Source organism: Halomonas ventosae, assembly GCF_004361885.1.
In the GTDB taxonomy this organism is placed as follows: Bacteria; Pseudomonadota; Gammaproteobacteria; order Pseudomonadales; family Halomonadaceae; genus Halomonas; species Halomonas ventosae_C.
This window is the reverse complement of record NZ_SNWH01000003.1, coordinates 82,616-106,014: the sequence shown is the minus strand read 5'-3', so window position 1 is coordinate 106,014 and position 23,399 is coordinate 82,616. Positions and strand designations below refer to the sequence as shown.

The following is a 23,399-nucleotide window of genomic DNA, read 5'->3' as shown; positions in this document are numbered from 1 at the left end:
CCAGCGGCGACGAGGAAGGCCATCCGCAGCGGGTTCAGCTGCGCCGTGTGAGCGGCTTTACCCTTGACGAGATGCGTCGCTATGCCCAAATGAAAAGTCGTTCACCGATCGTTTCGCACGGGCAGGTGAGCGCAAGCCCAGTAGCCGGCATCCGTTCGACCAGGAGTACCAGGCTCATGACATCTAGCACGGTCTGATCAAGCCTGGACGGCCGCAGACGAACGGCATGGTAGAACGGTTTAACGGTCGCATTAGCGACGTGCTGGCGACTCGGCGCTATACCTCAGACGAGGACCTGGAGCAGACACTCAAAACGCTACGCTTGGCTGTACAATCACCGCATCCCGCAAAAGGCGCTGCACCATCAATCAACGATTGCGATGATGAAGGAATGGCAGACCAAAAGTCCTGAGCTATTTACCAAGCGGGTGATCAATCACACGGAACCCGACACATAATGACCTCATTGACCCATCTCCAACGGCTCGAGGCCGAGAGCATCCAGATCATGCGCGAGGTGGTCGCGGAGACCGAGAATCCGGTGATGCTCTACTCGGTCGGCAAGGATAGCGCGGTGATGTTGCACCTGGCGCGCAAGGCTTTCGCGCCCTCTCCGCCCCCCTTCCCGCTGCTGCACGTGGATACGCGCTGGAAGTTCCGTGCCATGTACGAGTTCCGCGACCGTATGGCCGAGGAAACCGGCATGGACCTGATCGTGCATATCAACCCCGAGGGCATCGAGAAGGATATCAATCCCTTCACTCACGGCTCGGCCATTCACACCGACGTGATGAAGACCGAGGGCCTCAAGCAGGCGCTGGACAAGTACGGCTTCGACGCGGCCTTCGGTGGCGCGCGGCGTGACGAGGAGAAGTCCCGCGCCAAGGAGCGCATCTTCTCCTTCCGCACCGCGGGGCACCGCTGGGACCCGAAGAACCAGCGTCCCGAGCTGTGGAAGCTGTTCAACACCCGCAAGCATAAAGGCGAGTCGATCCGCGTCTTTCCCATTTCCAACTGGACCGAGCTGGATATCTGGCAGTACATCTATCTGCAGGAGATCCCCATCGTGCCGCTCTATTACTCTGCAGAACGCCCGGTGGTGGAGCGCGACGGTGCCTTGATCATGGTCGACGACGAGCGCATGCCTCTGGAGCCTGGCGAGGTACCGATGATGCGCAAGGTACGCTTCCGCACCCTGGGCTGCTACCCGCTGACCGGCGCCATCGAATCAGAGGCCGACACCCTGCCGGCAATCATCCAGGAGATGCTGCTGACCAACACCTCCGAACGCCAGGGGCGCGTAATCGACCACGACAGCGCGGCGTCCATGGAGAAGAAAAAGCAGGAGGGGTACTTCTAATGGCGCATTCATCGGATCTTATCGGCGCGGATATCGAGCAGTACCTCAAGGCCCACGAGCACAAAGGGCTCTTACGCTTCATCACCTGCGGCAGCGTGGACGACGGCAAGAGCACCCTGATCGGGCGGTTGCTGTTCGAGTCCAAGCTGCTGTTCGAGGACCAGCTGGCCGCCATCGAGGCGGATTCCAAGAAGTACGGCACCCAGGGGGGCGAGATGGACTTCGCGCTGCTGGTCGATGGCCTGGCCGCGGAGCGCGAGCAGGGCATTACCATCGACGTGGCCTACCGCTTCTTCTCCACCGACAAGCGCAAGTTCATCGTCGCCGACACCCCGGGCCACGAGCAGTACACCCGCAACATGGTGACCGGCGCCTCCAATGCCGACGCTGCTATCCTGATGGTCGACGCCCGTCACGGCATCCTCACCCAGACGCGTCGCCACAGCTTTTTGATGTCGCTGATCGGCATGCGCCAGGTGGTGGTGGCCATCAACAAGATGGACCTGGTGGACTACTCGAAGGAACGCTTCGAGGAGATCGCCGAGGCGTACCGGACCTTCGCCAAGCAGCTGGGGCTTGAGTCGATCACCTTCATCCCCATGTCGGCGCTCAAGGGCGACAACGTCATCGAGCATGGCCACCACATGCCCTGGTACCACGGCCCCACCCTGATGGCCTACCTGGAAACCGTGGAGGTCGACGACGAGCGCTTGCAGCGCGACCCCTTCCGTCTGCCGGTGCAGTGGGTCAATCGCCCCAACCTGGATTTCCGCGGCTTCACCGGCATGGTGACCAGCGGCACGGTCAAGCCCGGCGACGCCATCCGCGTGCAGCCCTCCGGCAAGACCAGCACGGTGTCGCGGATCTACACCTTCGATGGCGACCTCGACCAGGCCGTGGCCGGCCAGTCGATCACCCTGCTGCTGGACGACGAGATCGATATCTCCCGCGGCGACGTCATCTCCGGCGTGGAGCAACCCGCCGAGATCGCCGACCAGTTCGAGACCACCCTGGTGTGGATGCACGAGCAGCCGCTGCTGCCGGGCCGCCCCTACCTGATGAAACTCGCCACCCAGACCGTCACGGCCACCGTCAGCGAGATCAAGTACCAGGTTAACGTCAATACCCTGGAACACGCGGCGGCCAAGCAGCTCGACCTCAACGACATCGGCGTCGGCACGCTGAGCCTGAACCGGCCGGTGGCCTTCGATCCGTACCGGGAGAGCCAGGACACCGGCGGCTTTATCCTGATCGACCGCATGACCCACAACACGGTCGGCGCCGGCATGCTGCACTTCGCCCTGCGGCGCAGCCAGAACATCCATAGGCAGCATGTGGATATCGACAAGCAGGCGCGTTCCCTTTCCAAGGCCCAGCAGCCCGCAGTGTTGTGGTTTACGGGGCTCTCCGGCGCCGGCAAGTCAACCATCGCTAATTTGGTGGAGAAAAAGCTCCACGCCGCCGGCCAGCACACCTACCTGCTGGATGGCGACAACGTGCGCCATGGCTTGAACCGCGACCTGGGCTTCACCGACGCCGACCGGGTGGAGAACATCCGCCGCGTAGGCGAGGTGGCCAAACTGATGGTTGATGCCGGACTGATCGTGCTCACCGCCTTCATCTCGCCGTTTCGCAGCGAGCGTGATCTGGCTCGCAACCTGGTAGAAGAACACGAGTTCATCGAGATCTTCGTCGACACCCCGCTCGAGGTGGCCGAGGAGCGCGATACCAAGGGGCTCTACCGCAAGGCACGCCGTGGCGAACTCAAGAACTTCACCGGCATCGACTCCGCCTACGAGGCGCCGATGGCCCCCGACCTGCATATCAGGACCATTGATATGAGCAGCGAGGACGCCGCCGATGCCATTATCGCGCTGCTGCGGGAACGCCAGATAGTCGCTTGAACCGGGCATGCCGCTTGCTGTCAGTCGCGTGCCGCCAGGATGGTCGTCAGCTCATCGAGGGTACGGTCGACATCGGCCTCGGTAGGGTCGCAGGAGAGGAAGAAGCGTAGGCGAGCACTCTTCTCCGGCACGGCGGGATGTAGGATCTGCTGCACGTTGATGCCACGCTCGAACATCGCGTGGGAGACCCTTGCGGCGAGCGGTCAGCTGCCGAGGATCACCGGCACCACCGCAGCGCCGATGCTCTCGCCGGTGTCGAGACCCATGGCCTGGGCGAGCGCGGCGAGACGAGGGCTTGTGCCCCCAGCCGATGATCGCCTGCGGTTGGCGATGGGATAGCCCCCGCCGGAATAGGTGAAAACGATCGATTTCGGATAAGCAGGCACGAAGCGTCGAAAGGCGCAGCAGGCTGCGCGTTGTTACAGCGACGGTGCCGCCTGTTGCTGTCACGGAGGTGAAAGCCAAGGTAGTGTCCCTTCGAAGAAGGAAGCAACAGGGCAGCGCTGTGCCGCTGCGGACATGACCGAGGCATTAGCTTAAATTCAGGCAAATTCTGTCTTGACCGTGGGGTCCCCACTATACCCATCAGCCCGAAAGCGCATTTTCCCCTTTACCCGGATGAGAACTATTCTATTCACGTGATCTTCCTGCCTCCCGGGGTTGCAGGATGCAGGCCACTGGCCTGTCGCGGTATCATGTCGTCTTTTCGAAATCCCATTCGCGTCCTGACCAGGCACCGCATTGATGTCAAACCCCACCCTGGCCCGTGAAGTCGGGCTGCGCAGAACCTTCGCGATCATCTCGCACCCCGATGCGGGCAAGACTACCATCACCGAGAAGATGTTGTTGTTCGGCAATGCTATCCAGATGGCCGGCTCGGTGAAGAGCAAGCGTAACGACCGCCATGCCACCTCCGACTGGATGAAGATGGAACAGGAGCGCGGCATCTCGGTAACTACCTCGGTGATGCAGTTCCCCTACGGCGGGCGCATCGTCAACCTGCTCGACACCCCCGGGCACGAGGACTTCTCCGAGGATACCTACCGCACCCTCACGGCGGTGGACTCGGCGCTGATGGTGATCGACGGCGCCAAGGGCGTCGAGGCGCGGACCATCAAGCTGATGGAGGTGTGTCGACTGCGCACCACGCCGATCCTCACCTTCATCAACAAGATGGACCGCGATGTCCGCGACCCCGTCGAGGTGATGGACGAGGTCGAGGAGGTGCTCAACATCCAGTGTGCTCCCATGACCTGGCCAATCGGCATGGGCCGTCACTTCAAGGGGGTCTATCACCTCCATAACGACGTGATCCACCTCTACACCCAGGGCCAGGGCAGCCAGATTCCCGATGACCGACGCATCGAGGGGCTCGACAACCCCGAGGTGGAGGCGGTGCTCGGCGAGGAGCAGGCCGAGGAGCTGCGCATGGAGGTGGAGCTGGTGCGTGGCGCTTCCCACGAGTTCGACCATGCGGCCTACCTGCGCGGCGAGTTGTCGCCGGTCTACTTCGGTACCGCCATGGGCAACTTCGGGGTGCGCGAGATGCTCGACGGCTTCGTCGAGTTTGCACCGCCCCCCCAGCCGCGAGAGACCGATACCCGCACGGTGGCGGCCGAGGACGAGCGTTTCACCGGCTTCGTCTTCAAGATCCAGGCCAACATGGATCCCAACCACCGCGACCGCATCGCCTTCCTGCGGGTCTGCTCGGGCAAGTACGAGAAGAACATGAAGATGCGCCATGTGCGGATTGGTAAAGATGTGAAAATAGCGGATGCGTTGACCTTTATGGCCGCGGACCGCTCCCAGGTGGAGGAGGCCTGGCCCGGCGACATCATCGGTCTGCACAATCATGGCACCATCCAGATCGGCGATACCTTCACCCAGGGCGAGGACATGCGTTTCACCGGCATCCCGCACTTCGCCCCGGAGCTGTTCAAGCGCGTGCGCCTCAAGGATCCGCTGAAGATGAAGGCGCTGCAGAAGGGCCTGCAGCAGCTCTCCGAGGAGGGGGCCACCCAGGTGTTCATGCCACTGGACAACAATGACCTGATCCTCGGTGCCGTGGGGACCCTGCAGTTCGACGTGGTTGCCCACCGCCTCAAGGAGGAGTACAAGGTCGACTGTGTCTACGAGGGGGTGAACGTCAACACCGCCCGCTGGATCTACAGCGACGACGCCAAGAAGCTCGAGGAGTTCAAGCGCAAGGCGAGCGCCAACCTGGCCATCGACGGCGGCGGCTACCTGACCTACATCGCCCCCACGCGCGTGAATCTGCAGATGACCCAGGAGCGCTGGCCGGAGATCCGCTTCCAGCCTACTCGGGAGCATTGAAGCTTTGGCTGCATGTCGCCGGATCGCTCGTGGCTGATCCGGCGGCGGGCTCTTCGAGGAGGCGCTGTGAACCCCTCCCTGGGCGCTACCGATGCCCTCCCTGGCATAGGACCTCCTCTTCGGCCCGCCCCCCGGCGCCCCTCGCTTCGAGCGCTCAGCAAGGCTGGTGTTTTTTCCTTGCTCCTTGTAGCTTCTAGTGATGCTGATCGATGCCCACTGCCATCTGGACTTCCCCGACTTCGATGCCGACCGCGAGGCGGTGATCGCGCGTGCCCGGGCGGCGGGCGTCGCGCGTTTCGTGGTACCCGGGACCACCCGGGCGCGCTGGTCCAATGTGCTGGCGCTGGGCGAGCGCGACGACGTCAGCGTCTGCCTGGGGCTGCATCCCTACTTCATGGCGGAGCACCGTGAGGAGGACCTGGAGGCACTGGACGCGGCGCTCGATGCCAATCCGCAGGTCGTGGCGGTGGGGGAGTGCGGCATCGATGCGCGTTTCGAGGCGAGCTGGGACGCCCAATGGCACTATTTCGATGCCCAGCTCAGGCTGGCCAAGGCGCGCGAGCTGCCGGTGGTGATCCACTGCGTGCATGCCAACGACAAGGTGGCCAAGCGACTGCGACAGCTCGATCTGCCGGCCGGCGGGCTGATCCACGCCTTCGCCGGCTCTCCCGAGCAGGCGCGCAAGTTTCTTGACCTGGGCTTCGTGCTGGGGCTCGGCGGGGCGGTGACCTTCGATCGGGCGAAACGCCTGCAGCGGGCGGTGGTGAGCCTGCCCGACGATGGCTATGTGCTGGAGACCGACAGCCCCGACATGCCGCTGGCGGGCCACCAGGGCGAGCGCAACGAGCCGGCACGGGTCGCCGAGGTCTGCCGAGTGGTGGGCAGGCTGCGAGGTCAGAGCGCCGACAAGGTGGCGACGGACAGCAGCGCCACTGCCCGCCGTCTGTTCAACCGGTGACTATGCTCGTTCCGCCAGACTCTCCGGGTCCAGGCGCTCGACGGGGTAGGGCAGCTTGAGCAGCTTGAGCTTCTGGCCGGCGCAGCACAGCGGCAGGACGGGTTCCCGGGTGCTCATCACCGCCAGCACCTCGGCCTCGCCATAGGCGTCCAGTTCGGCGCAGAGCACCTCGCCGAGGCGCCGATCGTTAGCGTCCTTGATGGCGCTGCCGGGCTCCGGCAGCAGGCCGCCGTCGAGCTGGGCACGCACCAGCCGCTTTTTGACCTGGCCGCGGAAGTGCGCCCGGGCGACCACTTCCTGACCGGTATAGCAGCCCTTCTTGAAGCTGATGCCACCGAGTGCCTCCCAGTTGATCATCTGGGGCAAATAGGTGTCGCGCTGGTCGGCCTCGAGCCACGCAAGCCCGGCCTGGATGTCGTGCAGCCGCCAGACGGCGTTGCTCACCGGGGTGGCATGCCGGCTCAGCCACTGCCAGCTGGCCTCGAGCTCGTCCGCCGGCAGACAGATCAGCAGGCGGGGGCGCGGTCCGGGATGGGCCAGCAGCTGGTGCCGTTTATCGCCGGCCTGGTGCCAGGGCCGGGGCGGCAGGACATCGAAGTGCACCTCGGCCAGCGCCGCGGCTTCATTGCCGATCAGTCCCAGCAGTGCCAGGTCGTCGCGTTCGTGCAGCTCGACCTTGTAGAAGGGGGCAAACTTCTTCAGATGCTCGGCCAGCGAGGACACCAGGCTGGCGTGCATCAGCAGGCGGTAGTGGGCCGGGGCGACGCGCAGCAGCTGCGCATTGGCCAGCATCCGCCCCTTGGGCGTGCAGAAGCAGGTCAGCGGCGCGAGGTCGCCGTCGGCCAGCGAGAGCTGGGCGCTGGTCTGGCCCTGCAGGAACCGCTCGGCATCGGTCCCCTCGATGTCGAGGGCCCCGAGATGGGCGAGCGGGGGCATCACGGTGCCGTCCAGAGCCAGCCGCGGCGCATCGGGGGTATCGAACGTCACTCGGTATTCGGCCTCCTGCCGACCGCCGGTGGCAGCGATCCAATCCATCATCTCCGGGCTCCTCGTGGTTCGGGTTCTGGCATGCTCATATGCATTAGGTGCGGGCGATTAGGCGACATTGCAAGCGCTGCTCGGTTCCCTGAGCGCATGCTAGACTCGGGCACTCAGGTCCATTCATGCCGGATCAGGAGCCACCCATGGCCCAGCAGTCGCTCAGCTTCAAGGGCGTCGAGAACGCCGAACAGATCAATCGTATTACTACCGCCCTGATGATGCTGGACGGCGTCGATAGTGTCGAGGTCGGCCGCCACGGGGCCGAGGTGGAGGGGCGCAGCAGGCGCGAGACACTGATCGAGGCGGTGCAATCTCTCAATCTGGGTATCGAGGTCAAGTGATGAAGAAAACCATTGAAGTCGTCAGCGAACGCAACCATATCTATCGCCAGCGGGTCGAACTGGAGGGTTTCGACGACCTTTTCGTCGACGTGCCCGAGACCTATGGTGGCGAAGGGACTGCTCCCGACCCCCACGACTATTTCGACCTCTCGTTGGGTGCCTGCAAGGCGATCACCGCGTTGATGTATGCCCGGCGCAAGCAGTGGCCGCTGACCGGGGTCAGCGTCACGGTCAACCGCGACGACAGCCAGGAGCGCCACGGCACTTACCGTCTCGACGTGGCGATGACCTTCCAGGGCATCGATGACCCCGAGCAGCGCCTGCGTCTGGAGGAGATCAGCCACAAGTGCCCGATCCATCGGCTGATGACCACCTCCATCGTGGAGGTGACCACCCGTACCGTCGATAGCACCACCGAGGCCTGAGCCCCACCCGTTTCACCCAAGCGCCGTGCTGGCGCTTGGCACGTCATTGGAGCCGCCATGAGCAAGCCCTTCCGTCTGCAGTCCAAGTTCCAGCCCGCCGGCGACCAGCCTACTGCCATCCGGGATCTGGTCAGCGGACTGGAGTCGGGGCTGGCGCATCAGACGCTGCTCGGCGTGACCGGCTCCGGAAAGACCTTCACCATGGCCAACGTGGTCGAGTGCTTGCAGCGTCCGACCATCGTCATGGCGCCCAACAAGACCCTGGCGGCCCAGCTCTATGGCGAGTTCAAGGCGTTTTTTCCCGACAACGCCGTGGAGTACTTCGTCTCCTATTACGACTACTACCAGCCCGAGGCCTACGTGCCCTCGTCGGATACCTTCATCGAGAAGGATGCCTCGATCAACGACCACATCGAGCAGATGCGCCTCTCGGCGACCAAGGCCTTGCTGGAGCGCCGCGACGCCATCATCGTGGTCTCGGTGTCGGCGATCTACGGCCTGGGCGATCCCGACCAGTACCTGAAGATGCGCCTGCACGTCACCCGCGGCGAGCTGATCGACCAGCGCAAGTTCCTGCGCCGCCTGGCGGAACTGCAGTACACGCGCAACGACATGGACTTCAAGCGCGGCACTTACCGGGTGCGCGGCGACGTGATCGACATCTTCCCGGCCGATGCAGAGGACGAGGCGGTCCGCGTCGAGCTCTTCGATGACGAGATCGACACCATCAGCCTCTTCGATCCACTCACCGGCGAGGTACGAGGTCGCGTGCCACGCATGACCATCTATCCCAAGTCGCACTATGTTACGCCTCGGGAGACCATCCTCGGCGCCATCGACGAGATCAAGGCGGAACTGGTGGAGCGCCTCGACTGGTTGCGCAAGCACGACCGGCTGGTCGAGGCCCAGCGCCTGGAGCAGCGCACCCTCTACGACATCGAGATGCTGCTCGAGCTTGGCTACTGCAACGGCATCGAGAACTACTCCCGCTATCTTTCCGGGCGCCATCCCGGCGAGCCACCGCCGACCTTCTTCGACTATCTGCCCAGCGATGCGCTGCTGTTCATCGACGAGAGCCACGTCAGCGTTCCTCAGGTGGGCGGCATGTACAAGGGCGACCGCTCACGCAAGGAGACCCTGGTGGAGTATGGTTTCCGACTGCCCTCGGCGCTGGACAACCGCCCGATGACCTTTCAGGAGTGGGAGCGTATCTGTCCGCAGACGATCTTCGTCTCGGCCACCCCGGGGCCCTATGAGGCCGAGCATGCCGGCCAGGTGGTCGAGCAGGTGGTGCGTCCCACCGGGCTGGTCGATCCGGAGATCGAAGTACGCCCGGCGACCACCCAGGTGGACGACCTGCTCTCGGAGATCGGCCTGCGCAGCGAGGTGGGCGAACGGGTGTTGGTGACCACCCTGACCAAGCGCATGGCCGAGGACCTCACCGAGTACCTGGATGAGCACGGCGTGCGAGTGCGCTACCTGCACTCTGATATCGACACCGTGGAACGGGTGGAGATCATCCGCGACCTGCGCCTGGGCAAGTTCGATGTACTGGTGGGGATCAACCTGCTGCGCGAGGGGCTCGACATTCCCGAGGTGTCGCTGGTGGCGATCCTCGATGCCGACAAGGAGGGCTTCCTGCGCAACGAGCGCTCACTGATCCAGACCATGGGCCGGGCGGCACGCAACGCCCACGGCAAGGCGATCCTCTACGGCGATCGGATCACCGACTCGATGCGCCGCGCCATGGACGAGACCCAGCGGCGTCGCGACAAGCAGATCGCTCACAATGAGGCCCACGGCATTACGCCGACCACAGTGACGCGCTCGGTGGCCGACATCATGGAGGCCGCCCAGGCCCCGGGCAAGAAGGGCAAGGGGCGCCGCGGCGAGCGCAAGGTGGCCGAGCGCGAGGCCCTTTACGACCCCGCCGACCTGTCGCCCAGCGAGCTGCTCAAGGAGATCTCACGAACCGAGGACGGCATGCACGAGGCAGCGCAGAACCTGGAGTTCGAGGAAGCCGCCCGGCTGCGCGACCGCCTGCACGAGCTCAAGGAGCGCCAGCTGCTGCTGGGCTCCGCCTGACGGCGCCTGCCATGCCCGGAAAGGTCTGGCGCTCCGGCTACCGCCCACTTCTTGGGCAGTGGCGCCAGCCGGTGAGATGTTCGTCATACCAGTTTATACCGTTATCTTCATCTTGTACTATATTCGCATGATCAGGCCTTGAGCGAGGAGAATGTCGACAGCGGGGAGGCTAGGGTATAATGCTCGCCGTTCAAGCCCGCCGCTGCGCCCTTCGATCGCCTCGCCGCGGGCATGCCGACAACGCCTAGGAGCTCCTTGCCCATGACCGTGATTCGCCAGGACGACCTGATCCAGAGCGTCGCCGATGCCCTGCAGTACATCTCCTATTACCATCCCAAGGACTTCATCGACGCCATGGCGGCCGCCTACGAGCGGGAAGAGAACCCCGCAGCCAAAGATGCCATTGCCCAGATCCTGATCAATTCGCGGATGTGTGCCTTCGGCAAGCGCCCGATCTGCCAGGACACCGGCATCGTCACGGTTTTCATCCAGGTGGGCATGAACGTGCGCTTCGAAGCCGACATGAGCCTCGATGACATGATCAACGAGGGTGTGCGCCGCGCCTACAAGTTCCCCGATAACGTGCTGCGCGCTTCGGTGCTGGCCGACCCGGACGGTGCCCGCAAGAATACCGGCGACAATACCCCGGCGGTCATCCACCACAAGCTGGTGCCCGGCGACAGCGTCGAAGTGCATGTAGCGGCGAAGGGCGGCGGCAGCGAGGCAAAATCTAAGTTTGCCATGCTTAATCCCTCGGACAGCGTGGTCGACTGGGTGCTGGAGCAGCTGCCCAAGATGGGCGCCGGCTGGTGCCCGCCCGGCATGCTCGGCATCGGTATTGGCGGCACCGCCGAGAAGGCCATGGAGCTTGCCAAGGAGGCGCTGCTCGACCCCATCGACATCCAGGAGCTCCAGGCTCGCGGTCCCGCCAATCGGGCCGAGGAGCTGCGTCTGGAACTGTTCGACAAGGTCAACAGGAGCGGCATCGGCGCCCAGGGCCTCGGTGGTCTGACCACGGTGCTCGATATCAAGGTCAAGGAGTTTCCGACCCACGCCGCCAACAAGCCGGTGGCGATCATTCCCAACTGCGCCGCCACCCGCCATGCCCACTTCACTCTGGACGGCAGCGGCCCTGCCTCACTGCCCGCGCCGAAGCTCGAGGACTGGCCGGCGGTCACTCGCGAGGCGGGCGACAACGTCAAGCGCGTCGACCTCGACAGCGTGACCCCGGAAGAGGTCAAGACCTGGCAGCCCGGCGACACCCTGCTGCTCAACGGCAAGCTGCTCACCGGCCGTGACGCCGCGCACAAGCGCATGGTCGACATGATCGCCAAGGGCGAGCCGCTGCCCGTGGACATGCAGGGGCGCTTCATCTACTACGTGGGGCCGGTGGATCCGGTGCGCGACGAGGTGGTGGGGCCGGCCGGCCCCACCACGGCGACGCGCATGGACAAGTTCACCCGCACCATGCTCGAGGAGACCGGCTTGCTGGGCATGGTCGGCAAGGCCGAACGCGGCGAGGCGGCTATCGAGGCGATCCGCGACAACCAGGCGGTCTACCTGATGGCGGTGGGGGGCTCCGCCTACCTGGTCGCCCAGGCGATCAAGAAGGCCCGGGTGGTAGGCTTCGAGGATCTGGGCATGGAGGCCATCTACGAGTTCGAGGTGGAGGACATGCCGGTGACCGTGGCCGTGGACAGCCAGGGCACCTCTGTGCATCAGACCGGCCCTGCCAAGTGGAAGGAGATCATCGCCGAGCGCGCCTGACCCATGACGCTAACGACGGCTACGCCCGCTGGTGGCGCCGTCACCTTTGGGGATATGCTGTTGGGCGTTGCATTCGGACGGCGTTGCCGTCCACCCACGGAACGGGGATCCGACCATGACCTCCTGGCTGATTGGCCTGGCGATCTTCCTGACCTATCTGCTGGGCTTCATCTCGGCGGTGCTGGCCCTGATGTCCAGTCGCACCTCTCAGGGGGCCATCGCCTGGATCATCTCGCTGATTACCATGCCTTACCTGGCGGTGCCGGCCTACTGGATCTTCGGCCGGCCGCGCTTCTATGGCTATGTTTCGGCTCGCGGCGAGCGCGATACCGTACTGCGCCGCCTGCTGGAACGCTACCGCGACCGCTTCGACCCCTACCTGCCGGACAGCGTCGATGCCGACATCCGCGCCGTGGAACAGCTGTCGATGATGCCGCTGACCTGCGGCAATCGGGCGCAGCTGCTGATCGATGGCCAGGCGACCTTCGACAGCCTCTTCGCCGGCATTGATCAGGCAAAAGAGTATGTGCTGGTACAGTTCTTTATCGTCCGTGATGACGCCCTGGGTCTCGAACTCAAGCATCGGCTGCAGCGAGCCGCCAAGCGCGAGGTGCGCATCTACTTTCTGTACGACGAGATCGGCAGTCGCGGCCTCGGCGACCGTTTCCTGCGCGACCTCGCCGAGGCTGGCGTGGAAGTCAGTGCCTTTCGCTCCTCACGCGGCTTCAAGCATCGCTTCCAGCTCAATTTCCGCAACCATCGCAAGGTGCTGGTGGTGGATGGCCGGGAAGGGTGGCTGGGGGGCTTCAATGTCGGCACCGAATACCTCGGCCAGCACCCCCGCCATGGCCACTGGCGCGACACCCACCTCAAACTCAGCGGGCCCAGCGTGCTGGGCCTGCAGGAGGCCTTCTGGGAAGACTGGCATTGGGCTACCGTCAAGATGCTGTCGCTGACCTGGACCCCGCAGCCGAGCGAGGACGCCAACCAGAACGTGGTGATCGTGCCTTCCGGGCCGGCGGACCCTCAGGAAACAGCAAGCCTGCTGGTGCAGCATGCGATCCACAGTGCCAACGAACGCTTCTGGGTTACCAGCCCATATTTCGTGCCCGACCAGGGGGTGCAGGATGCCCTGCGCCTGGCGGCGATGCGCGGCGTGGATGTGCGCATCATGATGCCCCAACGCCCTGATCACCTGCTGGTCTTCCTCTCGGCATTTTCCTTCTTGCCCGACATGTTGCGCGCCGGGGTGAAGGTCTACCGCTATCAGCCGGGATTCCTGCACCAGAAGGTGATGCTGGTCGACGATGTTGCTGCCAGCGTGGGGACGGTCAACCTGGACAACCGTTCCTTTCGCCTCAATTTCGAGATCACCGCCGTGTTGCCTGACCGGCAGTTTGCCGCCGAGGTGCGCTTGATGCTCGAGAACGATTTTAGTGACTGCCGTTGCGTGACCCTGAAGGAGCTGACGAGCCGCCCGCTGTGGCGCAAGCTGCTGTCGCGGGCGGCCTACCTGCTCTCGCCGATCCAGTGAGGCGGCTTGGGCTCTGCGCGCTGCTGGGATACATTAGCGGGCTTCAAAGGCGCCCTGGCGGGCGCCGCATGCAGACTTCCCGGGAGTATCAGTGAACCTTGAGACCAAGTGGCTAGAAGACTTTGTCGCCCTGGCCAGCACGTGCAGCTTTTCCACCTCGGCTCGCCAGCGACATGTCACCCAGCCGGCTTTCAGCCGGCGTATCCGCTCCCTGGAACAGGCGGTAGGCGTGACCCTGGTCGACCGCTCGACCACCCCGGTGAACCTGACCCCCGAAGGGCAATTGTTCCTGGTCACCGCCCGCAACGTCGTCGAGCAGCTCAACGAGAGTCTGGGGCATCTGCGCGGCCTGGCCATGGCCAACGAGGCGCTGGATATCGTCGCCGCCCACTCCCTGGCGCTGAGCTTCTACCCCCAGTGGATCTCCCGGCTGCAGCAGGGACTGGGTGAGCTGCCGACCCGGCTGGTAGCGATGAACGTGGGCGACGCCATCCATGTGTTGCGCGAGGGCAACTGTGACCTGATGCTGGCCTACTACGACCCCTACGCCAGCATGCAGCTCGATGCCGAGGTTTTTCCCTCCTTCTCCATCGGCCAGGTCAAGATGCTGCCGGTCTGCCTGCCCGATGCACAGGGCCAGCCCCGCTTCCCGCTGGAGGGCACGGAGTCGATTCCCTACCTGGCCTATACTCAAGGGGCCTTCCTGGGGCGTAGCGTGCGCATGCTGCTCAAGAACGACCCTTTGCGCATGCGCCTGAGAACCGTCTACGAGACGGCGATGGCGGAGGGGCTAAAGGGCATGGTCATGCAGGGCATGGGCATGGCCTGGATTCCCGACTTCTGCATTCGCCAGGAGCTCAACGACGCTCGGCTCGTGCCGGCGGCCGGCGAGCAGTGGGAGGTGCCACTGGAGATCCGTCTCTATCGCTGCTCGCTGGTACATAAGCCGGGGGTCGAGAAGCTATGGCGGCAGATGATGAAGTTGCCCCGCGATTTCCTTCAGGCCTGAGCGCTTGACTCCCGCCCTTGGTGGGTGGCCATAGCGCATCAGACGCGGTCGAAATCCGCCGGCAGCCCCAGGAAGTCCTGAATGATGAAGAAGTGATCCTCAAACAGGCTCTCCGGGTCGAGGTCAGCCAGCGGCACCCAGCGTGCATGGTCGCCGCCGCGCACCGGCTTGAGCTGGGGTAGCTGCTGTTCGGGACGCAAGGCGAAGTAGAAGGCTTCGGCCAGGGTGCGTCCCCGCCAGCTGCGATGAGGCTCGTCGAACAGCCGCTGATCGCGCAGCGAGCCCTTGAGCACGGCCTCGGGAACCTTGAGCCGGACTCGCTCGCGAAGCTCCCTCAAGCAGCCATCCATCAAGCGTTCATGAGGGCTGATGAAGCCGCCGGGCAGGGCATAGAGCCCCTTGCCGGGCGCGGCCGTGCGTCTGACCAGCAGCACATGTCCGGATTGCACCACCACGGCATTCACGGTGACGAAGATCGGTGGGTAGGGGGCCTGGGCCCAGGCCTGGCGGTACTGGTCCAGCAACTGCTGTTCCTCGACCAGCTGACCATAGGGCGCCTCCTCCAGGAAGTCACGAATCCACGCCACCACGCCGGGGGGCAGGTCATGGGTAGCGTGGGTGCTCAGGTAGTCTTCCGCCGAGCTGGCGGAGCGCAACAGGCGTTCACGGATGCGGCTGGCCGAGATGCCCTCCACCAGAGGCACGCTGACCGATTCCCACTGGGGGAACAGCGTGAGGTAGTAACTGGACTGCCCCCGACTCGCGCCGATCAGGCCGATGCGCGGCAGGCGGGCGCGCTCGGGGGTGGCGATGTCGCGCACCTTGCGTTGAACGTCGCGCACCCAGACGTCGTTGTTGTAGAGAGCATCGAGCAGCGGCACCACCTCGAGCCGAGCGTTCTCCTCTTCCTCGAAGGCGCTGCGCAGCATGCGCAGGCGCTCCTCGTAGCGCCAGGGATTGCGCAGCGAACGGGCCTGCCAGGCGGAGCCCACTAACACGATGACCTGGCGGGCACGGCGCAGGGCCTCGCGGATCACCGCCAGATGCCCCAGGTGAGGCGGCTGGAAACGGCCGATGAATACCAGACAATCGAAGTCGGGCGTTTGCTCGGTATCCGGTCGTAAGTTCATGGGCGCTCCTGGGCAGAGAGGGCAGGGCGACGCCCATTATGGTCAGGCCGGCCGACCGCTGCAATCGGGCTCGCTCTCGGCGAGCCTGGCTACATTCGGGTATGCTCAAGCAAACCATGGCGCCAAGGGAGAGGGGGATGATAAAGAAGATGAGCAGGAGGGTCCTTCGCGAAAGCGGCACGTTCTGGTGGCGGGTGATGAAGGCGGCCGTCGAGCTGTGGCTGGAGCGCAATGCCTTCAGCTATGCTGGCTCGCTGGCCTTCTATACCCTCTTTTCGCTAGCACCTACGATGATCATCGCCGTCACGATCATCGGTGTGGTACTCGGTGAAGAGGCCGCCCAGGGACAGATCGTCGCTCAGCTGCAGGGCACCATGGGGCATGATGCCGCCACCGCCATCGAGCAAGCGGTAGCCCAGTCGCGAATCGAGGAGTCCGGCCTGCTGCCGACCCTGCTTGGGGTGGGCGCGCTGCTGATCGGTGCCACTACCGTATTCGCCCAGATGCAATTCTCGCTGAACACCCTATGGGGGGTGACGGCAAAGCCCAGCAGCAACAGTGTCCTCATGTTTCTCAAGAATCGTTTGCTGTCACTGGTCGTGGTGCTGGCCATCGGCTTCATTTTGCTGATGTCGCTGGTACTTGGTGTGGCGGTCCGCTCGCTGTTGCAGGCCGCCGATGACCTGCTGCCCTACATCGGGCTGCTGACTACCGCAGCCGAGTCCCTGGTCTCGCTGGCAGTGATCGCCGCCCTCTTTGCCACCATCTTCAAGGTTCTGCCGGACGTGGTGTTGCGCTGGCGGGACGTGCTGGTCGGCGCCGTGGTGACCGCGGTGCTGTTTGCCATCGGCCGTTCGGGCATCGCCATCTATCTGGCCTACACGGCCACGGCTTCCACCTATGGCGCCGCCGGGTCGGTGGTGATGATCCTGCTGTGGGTCTATTACAGCTCGTTGATTCTGCTGTTCGGAGCCGCCTTCACCAAGTGCCACCTGCTGGCCCTGGGCAAGACGGTGGTGCCGCGCAATGCTGCGGTGCTGGTCCGCCACGAGTTGCTGGAGCAGTGAGCAAGGCCCCCTACGCTGTGGTTGATCTCGCCGAGTCGCGGCATACCCCAAAGGCGGTGGCTCAAGCCCGCCACGCGGCGGGAAGGCCGCAGGACTGGTCCGCCACCCGCTTCGACTGGTAGAAAGGAGATGCCACCGATCGCGATGAAAACAGGAGATAGCCATGGATAAGTGCTGTGCGAAGGCGCTGGTGACAGGCAAGGTGCAGGGGGTCTGGTATCGTCGGGCGACCCAGGAACAGGCCCTGAAGGCTGGAATCACCGGCCATGCGATCAACCTGCCGGATGGGCGGGTCGAGGTGCTGATGTGCGGTGAGCGCGAGGCGGTCAAGCGCCTCGCCGAATGGCTATGGAAAGGGCCCGAAGACGCCCATGTCACTCATGTCGAGTATGAAGTGGTCGATAACACCCACGAGCCGGATGATTTCCGCGTCGGCTAGGGCCTGTTGACGTTTCATGCACGGCCCGCCGGACCGTGCATGGGGGGCGTCGCTCAGGCCAGGGTATCGGCGATCCAGTCGCTGAGCGCCTCGCCATCGACGCCCAGGCACACCTCCACCAGCGGTGTGCGCGACCAGCGCGTCTCGATGAAGTCACGTCCCTCGGGGGCAAAGATCGTCTGGCCCACGGCCTCGCCGGCAGTCACCACGTTAAGGTGACCTCGCTGGGTAGTGAAGAGCTCCGATCGCAGCAGCCAGGCCAGGGCGCAACTGTCATGAGGACAGCAGCCATCGATCCCCAGGAATTCCCGATAGAAGTCCCGGTAGAAGCCGTAGCTGCCTGCCAGCACCTTGCCAAGCGCGCCCTGGCCGGCTTCAATGCGCGCCATGTGCTCGCCGGTAAGCACGCAGCGATGAGTGACATCCAGGCCCACCAGGGTCAGCGGCCAGCCGGCGGTGAGCACCCGCGCGGCGGCGTCCGGGTCATTGAACATGTTGGCCTCGGCCACTGGCGTGACATTGCCGCCCTCGCGGATCGATCCCCCCATGACCACCACCCGCTTGACCTTGCTGGTGATTCCCGGATCAAGCTGAAGCGCTGCGGCCAGGTTACCCACCGGTCCCACTGTCACCAACGTGACCTCACCGGGGCGGGCATTCAGGGTGTCGACGATAAACTGCGCCGCACTGCGCGAATCGGCCGTTCCCTTGACCGGTGGCAGCTCGATATCACCCAGGCCGTTGGCACCATGAATGTGGACGGGGGGCGGATGTCGCTCCTTGAGCAGCGGAGCCGCGGCCCCCTGGGCCACCGGGACCTCTCGCCCGGCGAGCTCGGAGAGCAGCAGGGCATTGTGGGTGGCGGTCTCCACGTCGACGTTGCCGTAGGTGGTGGTCAGCCCCAGTAGCTCGATGTCGGGATGGCGCAGGGCGATGGCGATGGCCTGGGCGTCATCGACGCCTGGGTCGGTATCGAAGATGATCGGATGGCTCACGGGGTCTCCTCGTCGTGGTGTAGTGGCACGGGCAGGCCGTCACGCAGGGCGCGCTCGACTGCCATTGCCTGGGGAATGCTTTCGGCCGCACCGGCAACCTGTACGCCCAGGGCAGCAGCGGTGGCGGCCCATATCAGGCAGTCGGTCACCGCTCGCCCCTGCTGTAGGGCGGCCAGGTAATAGCCGATAAAGGTGTCACCGGCCGCCGTGGTATCCCGCGGCGTGACCGGCAGGGCCGGCTGGAAGTGGCGTGTGTCGCGGTCCTGGTACCAGGCGCCGTCGCTGCCTAGGGTTAGCACCAACTCGCTGTTGGGCAGGCGCCGGGCCAGGCCATCGAGCAGGGCTTCGGGTGGCGAGGCCGCCTCCAGGCCGGCCAGCCAGGCGGCCTCGCCACGGTTGACGAACAGCAACTGGCAGTGCTCCAGCGGCAGGGCCCGTACCGCATCGCTCATCGGTGCCGGGTTGAGGGCAACGTGCAGGCCCACCTCGGCGGCACGCTCCATGACCCGCGACAGGTCGTTGCACTCGTTCTGGGTCAGCAGCCAGTCCCCCGGCGAGGTCGTGGCGAAATATATCTCGAGATCCGCTTCGGTGGTGCCATGGTTGGCGCCCGGGAAGAGCAGGATGGCATTCTCGCCGTGGTCGTCCACCTGGATGATGGCGTGCCCGCTGGGCTCGTTGACCAGGGCGATGGTCTCCACCTGCACGCCGGCCCGCGCCAACCGCTCGCGGGCCCAGGCGTCCTGGCGCCCCAGGCGCCCCCAGTGGCTAACCCGCCCGCCGGCACTGGCCATGGCCAGCGACTGGTTGGCCCCCTTGCCGCCCAGGCCGACCCGATAGTCGCGGCTGGCCAGGGTCTCGCCGGGACGCACCAGGTGGGGCACTCGGTAGACGTGGTCGAGATTGATCGATCCATAGTTGTGCAGCATGCGAGCCTCCGGGTGCTCAGCCTTCCTGCCAGTGGCGCAGGTTGTCGGCGGTGAGGGTCACGATGCGCTGGCGGGCCTCGGGGGTGATCCAGGCGTTGTGGGGCGTGACGATGAGATTGAGCGGCTCGTCCAGGGCGTCGATCAGTGGATGCCCCTGGCGAGGCGGCTCTTCCGGCAACACGTCGACGCCGAGCCCGCCCAGCTGGCCTTGACGCAGGGCTTCGAGGGCCGCGTCCTCGTCGATGATCCCACCGCGGGCGCAGTTGACCAGCAGGGTGCTGGGCTTGAGAGTGGCCAGCAGGCGCGCGTCGACCAGGTGGCGGGTGGCCTCGGTGAGGGGGCAATGCAGGCTGATGACGTCCGCCTCCGGCGCCAGGTCACACAGTCCCGGGCGGCGATCATGCGCCTCGTTGCCAGGGCGGGCGGCGAAGTCGACCAGCATGCCGAAGGCCTGGGCCAGGCGCGCCACCTTCGAGCCCAGTTCGCCCTGGCCGACGAGCACCAGTCGCTTGCCTTCCAGCTGCAGGATGGTGTGATCCATCAGGCAGAAGAAGGGGTTCTCGTTCCAGCGTCCCCCGGCCACGTCGCGCTGATACAGGGGCAGCCGGGTGGCCAGGGCCAGCATCAGCATCAGGGTGTGCTGGGCTACGCTGGCCGTGCCGTAGCCCGAGACGTTTTTCACGGTGATACCCAGGCGCTTGGCCGCGGCCATATCGATGTTGTTGGTGCCGGTGGCGAGCACGCAGATCAGCCTGAGCGCAGGCAGGGCTTCGAGGGTCTCGGCGTCGAGCACCACCTTGTTGACGATGGCCACCTCGGCCTCGGCGAGGCGCTCGGCGGCCTGCTCGCGCGAGCTCTGGTCATGCACCTCCAGGGTGTCGACGCGCTGGCGGATCGGGGCCAGGTCGATATCGGGACCCAGGCTGGCGGCGTCGAGAATGACGGCTTTCATGCAATGTTCCTTGTCGATGCCGGCGAGTCGAGCAACAGGCCTTGGCAGGGGTGGGCCTGGCCCGGCGCACCAGGCTATAATAACCGGCTTTCGAGGCAGGCTTGGATTATCCGTCGGCCGGCCCTATATCATCGCACCACGTTGGATCGCACCATATTGGTTGGCTTGTTGGTTGGCTTGGCGCGAGGCGATGAAGCCCCTGCCCGCGCTTGACTCATGGGACATGCCATTACATCGGGAGTGAGCAAACCATGCCCATCTACGAATACGAGTGCAAGGCCTGCGGCCACCGCTTGGAAAAGCTGCAGAAGATCAGCGCCGAACCGCTGACGAATTGCCCCGCCTGTGCTGCGGAAGACCTCCATCGACTGATCTCCGCGGCCGGGTTCCGGCTGGCCGGCGGCGGCTGGTACGAGACCGATTTCAAGACCGGCAGCAAGAAGAACCTGGCCGGTGGCGAGTCCGGCAAGGCCGACAAGACGCCAAGCAAGGATGACGGGGCGGCGGCCTGAGCCGCCCGACGTTGCTTTTCACCACTTCACGCAACAGAACAGGATTTGACATGCGCAGCCATTATTGCGGCCAGCTCAACGAGACCCTGGTGGATCAGACGGTCACCCTATGCGGCTGGGTTCATCGTCGCCGTGACCACGGGGGGGTTATTTTTCTCGACATGCGCGATCGCGATGGCCTTGCCCAGGTCGTGGTCGATCCTGATACGGCCGCGGCCTTCGCCAACGCGGACAGTGCCCGTAACGAATACGTGCTGCGTATCGTCGGCCGCGTCAGGCTGCGCCCAGAAGGTACCCAGAACGCCAAGATGCCGACCGGGCTGATCGAGGTGCTGGCCAGCGAGGTCGAGGTGCTCAACACCGCTGCCACGCCGCCCTTCCAGCTCGATGAGCACGGCAAGGTGGGCGAGGAGGTGCGCCTTAAGCACCGTTATATTGACCTGCGCCGGCCCGAGATGGTCGACAATCTGCGCCTGCGTTCACGGATCACGCATAGTGTACGTAGCTTTCTGGAAGGTCAGGGCTTCCTCGATATCGAGACCCCGGTGCTCACTCGCGCCACCCCGGAAGGGGCGCGGGACTACCTCGTCCCCAGTCGTACGCATCCGGGCAGTTTCTTCGCCCTGCCGCAGTCACCACAGCTGTTCAAGCAGCTGCTGATGGTGTCAGGTTTTGATCGCTACTACCAGATTGCCAAGTGCTTCCGTGACGAGGATCTGCGCGCGGACCGCCAGCCGGAGTTCACCCAGATCGACCTGGAGGCGTCCTTCGTCAGCGAGGATGACATCATGGCGATCAGTGAATCGATGGTGCGACAGCTGTTCCGGGAGGTGCTCGACGTCGAGTTGCCGGTGTTCCCACGCATGGCATGGGACGAGGCGATGAACCGTTATGGCTCCGACAAGCCGGACCTGCGCATCCCGCTGATGCTCACCGATGTCGATGACCTGATGGAGAAGGTCGATTTCAAGGTGTTCTCCGCCCCGGCCAATGCCGAGGATGGCCGCGTGGCCGCGCTGAAGGTTCCGAATGGGGCCGTGCTCTCGCGCAAGGAGATCGACGACTACACCAAATTCGTCAGCATCTACGGTGCCAAGGGCCTGGCCTGGATCAAGGTCAACGACCGCAGCAAGGGGCTTGACGGGCTGCAGTCGCCGATCGTTAAGTTCATGAAGAACGTGGTCGAGGAGTTGCTCGATCGCATCGGCGCCGAGGACGGCGACCTGGTATTCTTCGGGGCCGACAAGGCGCGCATCGTCAACGAGTCGCTCGGTGCCCTGCGCGTCAAGCTCGGCGAGGATTTGAACCTTTATACCCGCGACTGGGCACCGCTGTGGGTGGTCGACTTCCCGATGTTCGAGGACGATGGCAGCGCCCGCCTGCAGGCCCTGCATCACCCCTTTACTGCCCCTGCCTGCGACGTGGAAACCCTCAAGGCCGATCCAGTGGCGGCGCTGTCACGGGCCTACGACATGGTGCTCAACGGCACCGAGCTGGGCGGCGGCTCGATTCGTATTCATGATCGCGCCATGCAGCAGACCGTGCTCGAGGTGCTGGGCATCGGCGAGCAGCAGGCTCGGGAGAAATTCGGCTTTCTGCTCGACGCCCTGCAATACGGGGCACCGCCCCATGGTGGCCTGGCCTTCGGCCTCGATCGCCTGGTGATGCTGATGACCGGGGCGCGCAGCATCCGCGAAGTGATCGCCTTTCCCAAGACCCAGAGCGCGGCCTGCTTGATGACCGAGGCACCCAGCGAGGTCGATGCCGAGCAGCTCAAGGAGCTCAACATCCGCCTGCGCCACAAGGCCAAGGCCGAGAGCGCCGGCGAGTGACGCTGACTTCCACTCGATGCCATTCCACCGGCGCCCTGGGGCGCCGGTGGCGTATCAGCGAATCACCAGCGAGCTGGTATCCTGTCACCCTTACGCGGAGTGCGCCAATGCCCTCGATCTTCCGGACTGACCCTGTCACGTGCTGATCCTGGGCATCGATCCCGGCTCGCGGATCACCGGCTACGGGGTGCTCGACGTCACCACGCCCACCCCGCGCTACGTGGCCAGCGGCTGCATCCGCATCCAGGCCGACGATCTGGCCCAGCGCCTGGCCCAGGTCTACGCCGGGGTCGGTGAGCTGATCGCGGTGCATGCCCCCGGCGAGTTCGCCATCGAGCAGGTATTCATGGCGAAGAATGCCGACTCGGCCCTTAAGCTCGGCCAGGCCCGCGGCACCGCCATCGTCTGCGCCGCCAACCATGGTCTGCCGGTCAGCGAGTACGGCCCGCGTCAGATCAAGCAAGCGATTACCGGCAGCGGCGGTGCCGACAAGGCCCAGGTCCAGCACATGGTGACGGCGATCCTCGGCCTCTCGGCCACGCCTCAGGCTGACGCCGCCGACGCCCTGGCCATCGCGCTGACCCATGCCCATGCACGCCTGGGGCTGGTACGTGAAGGCAGCTATGGCGGCCATCGCAGCCGTCGCAAGGGGGGCTCATGGCGCGACTTCCGGCCGTGACCTCGCCGCCGGCAGGCGAGACCGGCAGATTGTCGAACGCCGTTCCCGCAGGCTGGCATGCGGCCCGGGCGAACAGTATAGTGGCGCGATGATAGTGGCACGATGA

20 protein-coding genes and 3 pseudogenes are annotated in these 23,399 nt (G+C 64.7%); 17 read left to right on the top strand and 6 right to left on the bottom strand.

The genetic code is table 11. From position 1 onward, the window contains the following. Positions 1-8: 8 nt before the first annotated feature. The 4 genes and pseudogenes from DFO68_RS16025 to cysN all read left to right on the top strand — a co-directional run. Positions 9-122, top strand: a pseudogene (locus DFO68_RS16025) (IS1595 family transposase); the annotation flags it as partial. Beyond that, a pseudogene (locus DFO68_RS03690) lies at positions 80-458 on the top strand (integrase core domain-containing protein); the annotation flags it as partial. The pseudogenes DFO68_RS16025 and DFO68_RS03690, both read left to right, overlap by 43 nt. After that, complete coding sequence (gene cysD / locus DFO68_RS03685; protein ID WP_133482181.1) at positions 458-1,360, top strand: sulfate adenylyltransferase subunit CysD; 903 nt, start codon at positions 458-460, stop codon at positions 1,358-1,360. The pseudogene DFO68_RS03690 and the gene cysD, both read left to right, overlap by 1 nt. After that, the gene (cysN, locus tag DFO68_RS03680; RefSeq protein WP_133482179.1) at positions 1,360-3,264 is read left to right on the top strand and encodes a sulfate adenylyltransferase subunit CysN; all 1,905 of its coding nucleotides are present in this window, start codon (positions 1,360-1,362) and stop codon (positions 3,262-3,264) included. The genes cysD and cysN overlap by 1 nt, the downstream gene beginning before the upstream one ends. A 20-nt stretch (positions 3,265-3,284) precedes the next feature. On the opposite strand, the pseudogene DFO68_RS03675 reads toward cysN, so the two are convergent. Continuing rightward, positions 3,285-3,539 (bottom strand): annotated as a pseudogene (locus DFO68_RS03675) (aminotransferase class I/II-fold pyridoxal phosphate-dependent enzyme); the annotation flags it as partial. 469 nt (positions 3,540-4,008) lie between these two features. Between DFO68_RS03675 and DFO68_RS03670 the strand changes: the two are divergent. Together DFO68_RS03670 and DFO68_RS03665 are read left to right on the top strand one after the other, a co-directional pair. After that, entirely contained in the window at positions 4,009-5,598 is a 1,590-nt protein-coding gene (locus DFO68_RS03670; protein WP_133482177.1) for a peptide chain release factor 3, read from the top strand. Positions 5,599-5,797: 199 nt separating this feature from the next. Beyond that, positions 5,798-6,556, top strand: a complete 759-nt coding sequence (locus DFO68_RS03665) for a TatD family hydrolase (RefSeq protein WP_133482175.1) — start codon at positions 5,798-5,800, stop codon at positions 6,554-6,556. On the opposite strand, the gene DFO68_RS03660 is transcribed toward DFO68_RS03665, so the two are convergent. Further along, positions 6,557-7,594 carry a YgfZ/GcvT domain-containing protein gene (locus DFO68_RS03660; RefSeq protein ID WP_133482173.1) on the bottom strand — a complete coding sequence of 346 codons (1,038 nt, stop codon included), beginning with the start codon at positions 7,592-7,594 and terminating at the stop codon, positions 6,557-6,559. A 146-nt stretch (positions 7,595-7,740) separates the two neighbouring features. Between DFO68_RS03660 and DFO68_RS03655 the strand changes: the two genes are divergently transcribed. The 6 genes from DFO68_RS03655 (at position 7,741) to DFO68_RS03630 (ending at position 14,758) form a co-directional block, all read left to right on the top strand. Beyond that, positions 7,741-7,938, top strand: a complete 198-nt coding sequence (locus tag DFO68_RS03655) for a hypothetical protein (RefSeq protein WP_133482171.1) — start codon at positions 7,741-7,743, stop codon at positions 7,936-7,938. After that, positions 7,938-8,363 carry an OsmC family protein gene (locus DFO68_RS03650; RefSeq protein WP_133482169.1) on the top strand — a complete coding sequence of 142 codons (426 nt, stop codon included), beginning with the start codon at positions 7,938-7,940 and terminating at the stop codon, positions 8,361-8,363. Before DFO68_RS03655 ends, DFO68_RS03650 begins: the two co-directional genes overlap by 1 nt. 57 nt (positions 8,364-8,420) lie before the next feature. Further along, entirely contained in the window at positions 8,421-10,448 is a 2,028-nt protein-coding gene (gene uvrB / locus DFO68_RS03645; RefSeq protein ID WP_133482167.1) for an excinuclease ABC subunit UvrB, read from the top strand. A 261-nt stretch (positions 10,449-10,709) separates the two neighbouring features. After that, complete coding sequence (locus DFO68_RS03640; protein ID WP_133482165.1) at positions 10,710-12,215, top strand: fumarate hydratase; 1,506 nt, start codon at positions 10,710-10,712, stop codon at positions 12,213-12,215. 115 nt (positions 12,216-12,330) lie between these two features. Further along, positions 12,331-13,749 carry a cardiolipin synthase gene (cls, locus tag DFO68_RS03635; RefSeq protein ID WP_133482163.1) on the top strand — a complete coding sequence of 473 codons (1,419 nt, stop codon included), beginning with the start codon at positions 12,331-12,333 and terminating at the stop codon, positions 13,747-13,749. 91 nt (positions 13,750-13,840) lie between these two features. After that, the gene (locus DFO68_RS03630) at positions 13,841-14,758 is read left to right on the top strand and encodes a LysR substrate-binding domain-containing protein (RefSeq protein ID WP_133482161.1); all 918 of its coding nucleotides are present in this window, start codon (positions 13,841-13,843) and stop codon (positions 14,756-14,758) included. A 38-nt stretch (positions 14,759-14,796) separates the two neighbouring features. Here the strand turns inward: DFO68_RS03630 and DFO68_RS03625 are convergent, their stop codons facing one another. Continuing rightward, complete coding sequence (locus DFO68_RS03625) at positions 14,797-15,888, bottom strand: bifunctional nicotinamide-nucleotide adenylyltransferase/Nudix hydroxylase (RefSeq protein ID WP_133482159.1); 1,092 nt, start codon at positions 15,886-15,888, stop codon at positions 14,797-14,799. Between the two features lie 149 nt (positions 15,889-16,037). On the opposite strand from DFO68_RS03625, the gene DFO68_RS03620 reads away from it, so the two are divergent. Further along, complete coding sequence (locus DFO68_RS03620) at positions 16,038-16,955, top strand: YihY/virulence factor BrkB family protein (RefSeq protein ID WP_133482157.1); 918 nt, start codon at positions 16,038-16,040, stop codon at positions 16,953-16,955. 163 nt (positions 16,956-17,118) lie between these two features. Then, positions 17,119-17,394 carry an acylphosphatase gene (locus DFO68_RS03615; protein WP_133482155.1) on the top strand — a complete coding sequence of 92 codons (276 nt, stop codon included), beginning with the start codon at positions 17,119-17,121 and terminating at the stop codon, positions 17,392-17,394. A gap of 53 nt (positions 17,395-17,447) precedes the next feature. On the opposite strand, the gene DFO68_RS03610 is transcribed toward DFO68_RS03615, so the two are convergent. The 3 genes from DFO68_RS03610 to DFO68_RS03600 are packed head-to-tail and all read right to left on the bottom strand — an operon-like array spanning position 17,448 to position 20,270. Beyond that, positions 17,448-18,389, bottom strand: coding sequence for a nucleoside hydrolase (locus DFO68_RS03610; protein WP_133482153.1), 942 nt, complete (start codon positions 18,387-18,389; stop codon positions 17,448-17,450). Then, a complete protein-coding gene (locus DFO68_RS03605; protein ID WP_133482151.1) occupies positions 18,386-19,318 on the bottom strand; it encodes a ribokinase in 933 nt (310 codons plus the stop codon). The genes DFO68_RS03610 and DFO68_RS03605 overlap by 4 nt, the downstream gene beginning before the upstream one ends. 16 nt (positions 19,319-19,334) lie before the next feature. Beyond that, positions 19,335-20,270, bottom strand: coding sequence for a D-2-hydroxyacid dehydrogenase (locus DFO68_RS03600; RefSeq protein ID WP_133482149.1), 936 nt, complete (start codon positions 20,268-20,270; stop codon positions 19,335-19,337). A gap of 251 nt (positions 20,271-20,521) precedes the next feature. On the opposite strand from DFO68_RS03600, the gene DFO68_RS03595 reads away from it, so the two are divergent. The 3 genes from DFO68_RS03595 (at position 20,522) to ruvC (ending at position 23,293) form a co-directional block, all read left to right on the top strand. Further along, complete coding sequence (locus tag DFO68_RS03595; RefSeq protein WP_133482147.1) at positions 20,522-20,782, top strand: FmdB family zinc ribbon protein; 261 nt, start codon at positions 20,522-20,524, stop codon at positions 20,780-20,782. Positions 20,783-20,832: 50 nt separating this feature from the next. Continuing rightward, complete coding sequence (gene aspS / locus DFO68_RS03590) at positions 20,833-22,614, top strand: aspartate--tRNA ligase (RefSeq protein WP_133482145.1); 1,782 nt, start codon at positions 20,833-20,835, stop codon at positions 22,612-22,614. A 139-nt stretch (positions 22,615-22,753) separates the two neighbouring features. Beyond that, a complete protein-coding gene (ruvC, locus tag DFO68_RS03585) occupies positions 22,754-23,293 on the top strand; it encodes a crossover junction endodeoxyribonuclease RuvC (RefSeq protein WP_133482143.1) in 540 nt (179 codons plus the stop codon). Positions 23,294-23,399: the final 106 nt, after the last annotated feature.

Excerpts from the sequence above, each read along its gene's own strand:
- DFO68_RS03640 (WP_133482165.1), top strand. The coding sequence starts at position 10,710 with ATGACCGTGATTCGCCAGGACGACCTGATCCAGAGCGTCGCCGATGCC.
- DFO68_RS03595 (WP_133482147.1), top strand. The coding sequence starts at position 20,522 with ATGCCCATCTACGAATACGAGTGCAAGGCCTGCGGCCACCGCTTGGAA.
- DFO68_RS03620 (WP_133482157.1), top strand. The coding sequence starts at position 16,038 with ATGAGCAGGAGGGTCCTTCGCGAAAGCGGCACGTTCTGGTGGCGGGTG.
- cysD (WP_133482181.1), top strand. The coding sequence starts at position 458 with ATGACCTCATTGACCCATCTCCAACGGCTCGAGGCCGAGAGCATCCAG.
- DFO68_RS03650 (WP_133482169.1), top strand. The coding sequence starts at position 7,938 with ATGAAGAAAACCATTGAAGTCGTCAGCGAACGCAACCATATCTATCGC.
- DFO68_RS03670 (WP_133482177.1), top strand. The coding sequence starts at position 4,009 with ATGTCAAACCCCACCCTGGCCCGTGAAGTCGGGCTGCGCAGAACCTTC.
- DFO68_RS03625 (WP_133482159.1), bottom strand. The coding sequence starts at position 15,888 with ATGAACTTACGACCGGATACCGAGCAAACGCCCGACTTCGATTGTCTG.
- uvrB (WP_133482167.1), top strand. The coding sequence starts at position 8,421 with ATGAGCAAGCCCTTCCGTCTGCAGTCCAAGTTCCAGCCCGCCGGCGAC.
- DFO68_RS03605 (WP_133482151.1), bottom strand. The coding sequence starts at position 19,318 with ATGCTGCACAACTATGGATCGATCAATCTCGACCACGTCTACCGAGTG.
- DFO68_RS03615 (WP_133482155.1), top strand. The coding sequence starts at position 17,119 with ATGGATAAGTGCTGTGCGAAGGCGCTGGTGACAGGCAAGGTGCAGGGG.
- DFO68_RS03655 (WP_133482171.1), top strand. The coding sequence starts at position 7,741 with ATGGCCCAGCAGTCGCTCAGCTTCAAGGGCGTCGAGAACGCCGAACAG.
- cls (WP_133482163.1), top strand. The coding sequence starts at position 12,331 with ATGACCTCCTGGCTGATTGGCCTGGCGATCTTCCTGACCTATCTGCTG.
- aspS (WP_133482145.1), top strand. The coding sequence starts at position 20,833 with ATGCGCAGCCATTATTGCGGCCAGCTCAACGAGACCCTGGTGGATCAG.
- DFO68_RS03665 (WP_133482175.1), top strand. The coding sequence starts at position 5,798 with ATGCTGATCGATGCCCACTGCCATCTGGACTTCCCCGACTTCGATGCC.
- cysN (WP_133482179.1), top strand. The coding sequence starts at position 1,360 with ATGGCGCATTCATCGGATCTTATCGGCGCGGATATCGAGCAGTACCTC.
- DFO68_RS03600 (WP_133482149.1), bottom strand. The coding sequence starts at position 20,270 with ATGAAAGCCGTCATTCTCGACGCCGCCAGCCTGGGTCCCGATATCGAC.
- DFO68_RS03660 (WP_133482173.1), bottom strand. The coding sequence starts at position 7,594 with ATGATGGATTGGATCGCTGCCACCGGCGGTCGGCAGGAGGCCGAATAC.